At 65.2% G+C, this 7670-nt stretch carries 9 protein-coding genes; 3 read left to right on the top strand and 6 right to left on the bottom strand.

All coding sequences use genetic code 11. The features are described from left to right. Nucleotides 1-510 (top strand): copper chaperone PCu(A)C (locus JWQ89_RS18100; protein WP_299643233.1); only part of this gene is annotated, 510 nt, incomplete at its 5' end. Between the two features lie 47 nt (nucleotides 511-557). Here JWQ89_RS18100 and trmD read toward each other — a convergent pair. From trmD to JWQ89_RS18070, 6 genes are all read right to left on the bottom strand, one after another. After that, a complete protein-coding gene (gene trmD / locus JWQ89_RS18095) occupies nucleotides 558-1238 on the bottom strand; it encodes a tRNA (guanosine(37)-N1)-methyltransferase TrmD (RefSeq protein ID WP_299643231.1) in 681 nt (226 codons plus the stop codon). Beyond that, on the bottom strand, nucleotides 1235-1780 hold the full coding sequence (gene rimM, locus JWQ89_RS18090; protein ID WP_299643229.1) for a ribosome maturation factor RimM: 546 nt from the start codon (nucleotides 1778-1780) through the stop codon (nucleotides 1235-1237). Before rimM ends, trmD begins: the two co-directional genes overlap by 4 nt. Before the next feature lie 3 nt (nucleotides 1781-1783). Then, a complete protein-coding gene (gene rpsP, locus JWQ89_RS18085; protein WP_299643227.1) occupies nucleotides 1784-2194 on the bottom strand; it encodes a 30S ribosomal protein S16 in 411 nt (136 codons plus the stop codon). Nucleotides 2195-2223: 29 nt separating this feature from the next. Beyond that, nucleotides 2224-3834: a signal recognition particle protein gene (gene ffh, locus JWQ89_RS18080; protein ID WP_299643225.1), complete on the bottom strand. Its 1611-nt coding sequence runs from the start codon at nucleotides 3832-3834 to the stop codon at nucleotides 2224-2226. A 260-nt stretch (nucleotides 3835-4094) separates the two neighbouring features. Then, nucleotides 4095-4994 carry a DUF2971 domain-containing protein gene (locus JWQ89_RS18075; protein WP_299643223.1) on the bottom strand — a complete coding sequence of 300 codons (900 nt, stop codon included), beginning with the start codon at nucleotides 4992-4994 and terminating at the stop codon, nucleotides 4095-4097. Between the two features lie 150 nt (nucleotides 4995-5144). Continuing rightward, a complete protein-coding gene (locus JWQ89_RS18070) occupies nucleotides 5145-5534 on the bottom strand; it encodes a hypothetical protein (protein ID WP_299643221.1) in 390 nt (129 codons plus the stop codon). Nucleotides 5535-5742: 208 nt separating this feature from the next. Between JWQ89_RS18070 and dapF the strand changes: the two genes are divergently transcribed. Both dapF and mtaB read left to right on the top strand, forming a co-directional pair. Continuing rightward, nucleotides 5743-6618, top strand: a complete 876-nt coding sequence (gene dapF, locus JWQ89_RS18065; protein ID WP_299643220.1) for a diaminopimelate epimerase — start codon at nucleotides 5743-5745, stop codon at nucleotides 6616-6618. 1 nt (nucleotide 6619) lies between these two features. Further along, the coding region (mtaB, locus tag JWQ89_RS18060; protein WP_299643219.1) for a tRNA (N(6)-L-threonylcarbamoyladenosine(37)-C(2))-methylthiotransferase MtaB at nucleotides 6620-7670 on the top strand (1051 nt) is incomplete at its 3' end.

The following is a 7670-nucleotide window of genomic DNA, read 5'->3' as shown; positions in this document are numbered from 1 at the left end:
CCCGCCCTCGCCACCGAGGGCCTTGTCCCCGAGGGCTGCCCCACCGGCCAGGTCTTCACCGCCGGCGACCTCACCATCACCGGCGCCTATACCCGCGCCACGCTCCCCCAGGCCCAGGTCGGCGGCGGCTACCTGACCATCGAGAACAAGGGCACCACCCCCGACCGCCTCCTCGGCGGCGCGACCGCAGCGGCAAAATCCGTCGAGGTCCATCAGATGAAGATGGAAGGCGATATGATGAAGATGAACGAAGTCGCAGGCGGCCTCGAAATCCCCGCCGGCGGCAGCGTCACCCTCACCCCCGGCGGCGACGGCTACCACCTGATGCTGCTGGGCGTCGGCGCGCCGTTCAAGCAGGGCGAATGCCTGCAGCTGACCCTGAAGTTCGAGAAAGCCGGCGACGTCCCGGTCATGCTCAACATCGGCGCCCCCGCCGCCACCACCGCCCCCGGCGGCATGGCGATGTCCGAAGGCGAAATGCCCATGGACCACTCCGCCCACACGAACTAGCCCTGGCGCAGCAGCTGCTGGCCGCGCTGTGCTCCCCAGCGGACCTGCTACTTCAGCAAATCCGGCCGCCGTGTCCGCGTGAGCGTCTCGCTCTCCGCCCGGCGCCATTTCTCGACCTTGCCGTGGTCCCCGCTGGTCAGCACCGCCGGGATCTCGCGCCCCTCGAACACCTGCGGCCGCGTAAACTGCGGATATTCCAGCAGCCCGTTCTCGAAACTCTCGTCGGCATGGCTCTCCGCCGCCCCCAGCACCCCGGGGATCAGCCGCACCACCGCTTCGAGCAGCACCATCGCCGCCACCTCGCCGCCCGCCAGCACATAGTCCCCGATCGAGACCTCTTCGAGCCCGCGCGCCTCGATCACCCGCTGGTCGATCCCCTCGAACCGCCCGCAGACGATCACCGCCCCCGGCCCCGCCGCCAGCTCCCGCACCCGCGCCTGCCTCAGCGGCACGCCCCGCGGACTCATCAACAGCCGCGGCCGCACATCCCCCTCCGGCGACACCGCATCGATGGCCCGTGCCAGAATATCCGGCTTCAGCACCATCCCCGCCCCGCCGCCCGACGGCGTATCGTCCACCGTCCGGTGCCGATCGGTGGCGAAGTCGCGCAGCTGGGTGGTGGAAAGGCTCCACAGCCCATCCGCCATCCCCCGCCCGATCACCGAGGTGCCGAGCGGCCCTGGGAACAGTTCGGGAAACAGCGTGATGATCGAGGCTGAAAAGCTCAATCGGGTTCTTCTTCGCCCGGCTCCGCCTCGATCGGCGGATCGATCAAGAGGTACCCCTCGGCGATCCGCACCTCCGGCACCACGACCTTCGAGAACGGATAGAGGTACGTATCGCCCGACCGCGGGTCGCGGATCTCGATGAGGTCCCCGGCGCCGAAATTCGGCACCGCCATCACCTCACCGATCTCCGACCCATCGGCCAGCCGGGCGCGCAGCCCGATCAGGTCGGCATGGTAGAAATCGTCCTCGTCGTCCGGTTCCGGCAACAGCGCCCGGTCGACGAACAGCTCAACCCCGTTGAGCCGCTCCGCCGCGGTGCGATCGTTCACCCCCTCGAGCCGCGCCACCAGCACATTGGTGGTGGTGCGCGCCGAGAGGATCTTGATCACGAGGCCCGGCTTGTTGGTCGACAGCGGGCCATAGGAAACCAGCGCCAGCGGGTCCTCGGTGAAGGACTGGATGCGCACTTCGCCCTTGATCCCATGGGCCGCGCCGATCCGGCCCATGAGGAGCTTGCTGCCGCCGTCGCCCGCTTGCGCCACGGCTTACTCCGAAGCGGCCGCTTCGGCTGCCGGCTCTTCGGCTGCGGCCGGAGCCGGAGCGTTCCGGGCTTCCTCGGCGGCGGCTGCCCGCTTCGCCTTCTCCTCGGCGCGCTCGGTCGACTTCTTGCCCGGCACGGCGCGTTCCGGATTGTTGCGCGCCTCGCGCTTCAGCAGGCCAGCCGCATCGAAGAACCGCGCTACGCGGTCGGTCGGCTGCGCGCCGACGCTCAGCCAGTGCGTGACGCGCTCGGCCAGCAGGTTCACCCGCTTTTCCTTGTCGACCAGCTTCGGATCATAAGTGCCGATCTTCTCGATGAAGCGGCCATCGCGCGGCGAACGGGCGTCGGCGACAACGACATGATAGTACGGGCGCTTCTTGGTGCCGGCGCGGGCGAGACGGAGTTTCAGCGACATAGGTCAGTCCTTCGGTTGATTTCGTTCGGTTACTTTTTCTTCGGCACGAAGCCGCCGCCGAGGCCCGGAAGGCCGGGGAAGCGCGCCGCGCCGCCAAGCCCGGGAAGTCCCGAGCCGGATTTGAGGAGCTGGCCGACATCGGTCGGCAGCTTGTTGGGTGCGAGCTGCTGGGGCGCGGCCTGCGCCGGCTGCTGCGGGATCGACGCCGGGTCGATCCCCATGCGCCGCGCCAGCTGCTCGAGTTCCTTGGGGTCCATCGATGAAGGGTCCGCCATGTTGCCGAGGCCGGGCATCATCCCACCCATCTTGCCCCCGAACATGCCCGAGAGCGAACCGAGCCCGCCCTTCGAAACCTTCTTCATCATGTCCGCCATCTGGCGGTGCTGCTTCATCAGCTTGTTGACGTCCTCGACCTTGGTGCCCGAGCCCGCCGCGATGCGGATGCGCCGCTTGGCGTTGAGCAGGTCCGGGTTGGCCCGTTCCTTCTTCGTCATCGAATTGATGATGGCGATCTGCCGGTCGAACACCTTCTCGTCGATGTTCGCGCCGGCCATGGCCTTCTTCATCTGGCCCATGCCGGGCATCATGTTCATGAGCGAGCCCATGCCGCCCATCTTCTTCATCTGCTGCAATTGCCCGCGCAGATCCTCGAGGTCGAAGACGCCCTTCTTGAGCTTCTTCGCCATCTTCTGGGCGTCTTCGGCCGTGACGTTCTGCGCCGCCTTCTCGACCAGCGAGACGATGTCGCCCATCCCGAGAATGCGGTCGGCGACGCGCGAGGGATGGAAATCCTCGAGCGCATCCATCTTTTCGCCGGTACCCAGCAGTTTGATCGGCTTGCCGGTCGCCGCCCGCATCGAGAGCGCCGCGCCGCCGCGGCCATCGCCGTCGATACGGGTGAGGACGATGCCGGTGATATCCACCCGCGCATCGAACGAGCGCGCCAGGTTCACCGCGTCCTGCCCGGTGAGCGCATCGGCGACCAGCAGGATTTCGTGCGGATTGGTGGCGGCCTTCACCGCCGCCGTCTCTTCCATCAGCTCTTCGTCGATATGCGTCCGACCCGCCGTATCGAGGATCAAAACGTCATAGCCGCCGAGCTTGCCCTCGCGCTGCGCGCGCCGGGCGATATCGACCGGCTTCTCATCGGCGATGATCGGCAGCGTATCGACGCCCACCTGCTCGCCGAGCACGCGCAGCTGCTCTTTCGCCGCGGGCCGGCGGTCATCGAGCGAAGCCATCAGGACCTTCTTGCCCTGCCGCTCCTTCATGCGCTTGGCGAGCTTGGCGGAGAGAGTGGTCTTGCCCGCGCCCTGCAGGCCCACCATCAGCATGGTCATCGGCGGCGTGGTGTTGAAGTCGATCGGCACCTGCGTCTCGCCGAGCACCTTGACCAGCTCGTCGTGGACGATCTTCACCACCTGCTGGCCCGGCGTCACCGAGCGCGTCACCTCGGCGCCGACGGCGCGCTCGCGCACCTGCTCGACGAAGGCGCGCACCACTTCGAGCGACACGTCGGCCTCGAGCAGCGCCCGGCGGACTTCGCGCAGCGCCGCATCGACGTCGCTCTCGTTGAGTGCGCCGCGGCCCCGAAGGCCCTCGAAGATTTTCCCTAGGCGATCGCTAAGGCTTTCAAACATGCTCGTTCCCTTGGTCTCGCGGCAAACTGCCCCGCGACCGGATATAAGTGTCCACGAGCCCAAACGCCAAACACACCCGAGGGCGCATCGCGCTGTCGGGTGCTAGCCTCCGGGATCTCTTTATACCTTTGCGGGTCCCGGTCGGCGGTCAGGCGTCGAACCTGATGAAGTGGGGCGCTCGATAGAGGGGAAGGGTGGAAGAGTCAAGGGAGAGCGGGGTCTCGACGCCCCAAATCCATCGGATCGCTTTCTGTTTCGCGCTATCGGTAGCTGTCGATTGCCGACCTCGTGACATGCACGTGGCCAAGGCCGATCCCACCAAGAAACGATCGGACCCAGTTTATGTCCGACTTGTGCTTTGGTCCGAGGACCACCTCCTGCACAACATCCTTCGCAGGGTCGGCGATAAGGCACTCGACATAAGGGCGGATAGATTGGCCGTCCGACAGAAACTTGATGTTCGAGGAGGCGACTCGGTGCTGGTACCTGATAAGGCGCCACTCTCGCTCTTCATAGAAGGCTTTGGGCTTCGTGCCGTAGATGCGGAAGTGAAGCGGTGCGAGCGCCTTGAGCATTCTGTCCAGAAGCTCAGGAGCGTCGGGGCGATGGCACTGAAAGAGGCCATGAACGTCTCCGTCTCTGTCGGAGAGGGATGAAAGGGCGTCCGCTTTGGTGGTTCCGGGACGTAGTTTGACGAACTCGCCGAACTCCACGAACTCGCTGCCAAAGTTCATCGCTGAGGGTTTGAGTTCCTGCAATAGGTCAGAGGTGCCGTACGCGACCTTGAGCAGTTCAAAATACTGGCGACCGAAGGTCACTGGACCAAAGTCGGTCAAGAACCCGTCGCGCGCAAATCCTATGGCGATCCCTGTTCCGTCTCCTGCATAGGCCCTCCATTGGCTTAGCAAATCCCCATCTTCGGAGAGACAGAAAGCAAACCCCTCTGTGGACGTCGGGTATCCATCTACAATCACCTCGGCAACCGCCCGGACGCCCTCAGTCAAGGACGTTTGGCGCAAGACCTCTGAAAAAGCCTGGCCTAGCAACCGGCCCTCGAGCGTGTCGTTTGCCGCAGACAGCGGCGATAGCCTAATGGTTCGGCCGTGAAGGATTGAGAATGCGGTAGGCGTCCCGCAATAGTGGTAAAGCAGCCCAGTCACGTGGTCACCTAACATCAGTTTTGGGGTCGCCCAAGTTTCTGGCGCACTTGCTCGCTCACCTTTGTCCAGACAACTCCTCGCCCCGGTCCGCAATTCCCAGGCGTCGGCGGCCATGGGCGCCGCTTGCCGATACTGCATTCGGTCTCGGCACTAGTCGCTATCAGACGGGCCGTCCCAGACTTTCCTAAGTGCCCCTGTGGTGGGAGTCCGTACACTGAACCAATCGAACTCCAAAACAGCTTGCTGCTCTTGCTCAACAGTGGTTCCCGGCCGCATGAGAACAGCGTGCCCGGGCTCTCCGCTTGCTTTCCCGACGACGATCGTGTTCAGGCACGGTAGGTTGTTCTCAATACAGAAATTGGCAAGCAGGCCCAGATGCGGAGCTAGCGTTCGCGCCGCCTGCTTCTTGTGCCCCATCCAAGTGGCCAGCTCACCATAGGTCAGGTTGCCCTGCTCCATCATCACGTGGGCCGTTAGAATCTGCCAGACTTGCTGGGTCCGCACATACACCCGATCACCTGCGGCGAAAGCCTTTACCATTACATTCTCCATGTCGCCAACTGCTCAAATGGCGCATCTGACCTTATTGGACGTTGTGCTCCAAATTGCGCGTTGCGATCCATATAGCGCGAGTCGTCCGTTCTGGCAATACGTCCCCCGCGGCCGGCCACGATGCCCGCCACTGGCAATTTGACATCACTTCCGCCATATACACCCCGGTAACGAGGCAGCCGCCCAAGGTACGCGCATGTCCAACGCCCCATTCCTCAAGATGAACGGGCTCGGCAACGAGATCATCGTCGCCGACATGCGCGGCCGCGCCGATCGCGTCACCCCCGCTGCCGCCGTCGCCATCAATGCCGATGCCGCGACCCGCTACGACCAGATCATGGCCATCCATGATCCCCGCACCCCCGGCACCGCCAACTATATCGAGATCATCAATTCCGACGGCTCGCTGGCCCAGGCCTGTGGCAACGGCATGCGCTGCGTCGTCCAGGCGCTGTCGGCCGAGAGCGGCGAAAAGCACTTCGTCTTCGAGACCCTCGCCGGCATCCTCACCGGCGACGAGCACCCCGACGGCCTCATCACCGTCGACATGGGCAAGCCCCGCTTCGGCTGGGAAGACATCCCGCTGGCGGAAGAATTCTACGACACCACCGGCATCGAGCTGCAGATCGGCCCGATCGATGCGCCGGTGCTGCACACCCCCTCGGCCGTCTCGATGGGCAACCCGCACGTCACTTTCTGGGTCGAGGACGACGTCTGGAACTACGCCCTCGACCGCTTCGGCCCGCTGCTCGAGAACCACCCGATCTTCCCCGAGCGCGCCAATATCTCGATCGCCCAGGTCGTCGCCCCCGATCACATAATCCTCCGCACCTGGGAGCGCGGCGCCGGCCTCACCCGCGCCTGCGGCACCGCCGCCTGCGCCGCCCTCGTCAACGGTGCCCGTACCCATCGCACCGGCCGCAAGGCCACCGTCACCCTCCCCGGCGGCGATCTCGTCATCGAGTGGCGCGCCGACGACCATGTGCTGCTCACCGGCCCGGCCGGGCGCGAATTCGCCGGCAGCTTCGACCCCCATACGGGCAGCTGGTCGCGCGAGCAGGAACTCGCCTGAAATGTCCATCGAGACCCTGACCTTCGGCTGTCGCCTCAACGCCTATGAATCGGAAGTGATGAAGGCCGAGGCGGAGAAGGCCGGGCTCAGCGACACCATCATCGTCAACACCTGCGCCGTCACCGCCGAGGCGGTCCGGCAGGCGAAGCAGGCCATCCGCAGGGCGCGCCGCGAGCACCCCGAGCGGAAGATCATCGTCACCGGCTGCGCCGCCCAGACCGAGGCCCGCTCCTTCGGCGACATGGCCGAGGTCGATCTCGTCATCGGCAATGCCGACAAGCTCAAGGCCGAGAGCTACCAGCCGATGGCCTTCGGCGTACCGCTCAACGACAAGGTCCAGGTCAACGACATCATGAGCGTGCGCGAAACCGCCGCGCACCTCATCGACGGCATGGACGGAAGGGCCCGGGCGTTCGTGCAGGTCCAGAACGGGTGCGATCATCACTGCACCTTCTGCATCATCCCCTATGGGCGCGGCCCGTCGCGTTCGGTACCGATGGGGCTCGTGGTCGACCAGATCAAGCGCCTCGTCGACAATGGCTATGGCGAAATCGTCCTCACCGGCGTCGACATCACCTCCTACGGTCCCGACCTGCCGGGCACGCCGACGCTCGGCAAGCTGACGCAATCGATCCTTCGTCACGTGCCGGACCTGCCGCGCCTGCGTATCTCGTCGATCGATTCCATCGAGGCCGACGACGCGCTTTACGACGCCATCGCCTCCGACAAGCGGCTGATGCCGCATCTGCACCTGTCGCTGCAATCGGGCGACGATATGATCCTCAAGCGCATGAAGCGCCGCCATTTGCGCGCCGATGCGCTGGCCGTGGTCGAAAAGCTGCGCACGCTGCGGCCCGACATGGTGTTCGGCGCCGATATCATCGCCGGTTTCCCCACCGAGAGCGATGCGATGTTTGCCAATACGCTCGGTATCGTCACCGAGGCCGAGCTGACCTATCTGCATGTGTTTCCCTATTCACCGCGCCCGGGAACCCCCGCCGCGCGCATGCCTCAGGTCAGCGGCACGGTCACACGCCAGCGTGCCGCGTTGC

This window comes from Devosia sp., assembly GCF_028290645.1.
Taxonomy (GTDB): domain Bacteria; phylum Pseudomonadota; class Alphaproteobacteria; order Rhizobiales; family Devosiaceae; genus Devosia_A.
This window is presented reverse-complemented; position numbering and strand designations above follow the sequence as displayed.

Bases quoted from the DNA above. Each gene is read 5' to 3' on its own strand.
- JWQ89_RS18070 (WP_299643221.1), bottom strand. From the start codon at position 5,534: ATGGTAAAGGCTTTCGCCGCAGGTGATCGGGTGTATGTGCGGACCCAG.
- ffh (WP_299643225.1), bottom strand. From the start codon at position 3,834: ATGTTTGAAAGCCTTAGCGATCGCCTAGGGAAAATCTTCGAGGGCCTT.
- dapF (WP_299643220.1), top strand. From the start codon at position 5,743: ATGTCCAACGCCCCATTCCTCAAGATGAACGGGCTCGGCAACGAGATC.
- rpsP (WP_299643227.1), bottom strand. From the start codon at position 2,194: ATGTCGCTGAAACTCCGTCTCGCCCGCGCCGGCACCAAGAAGCGCCCG.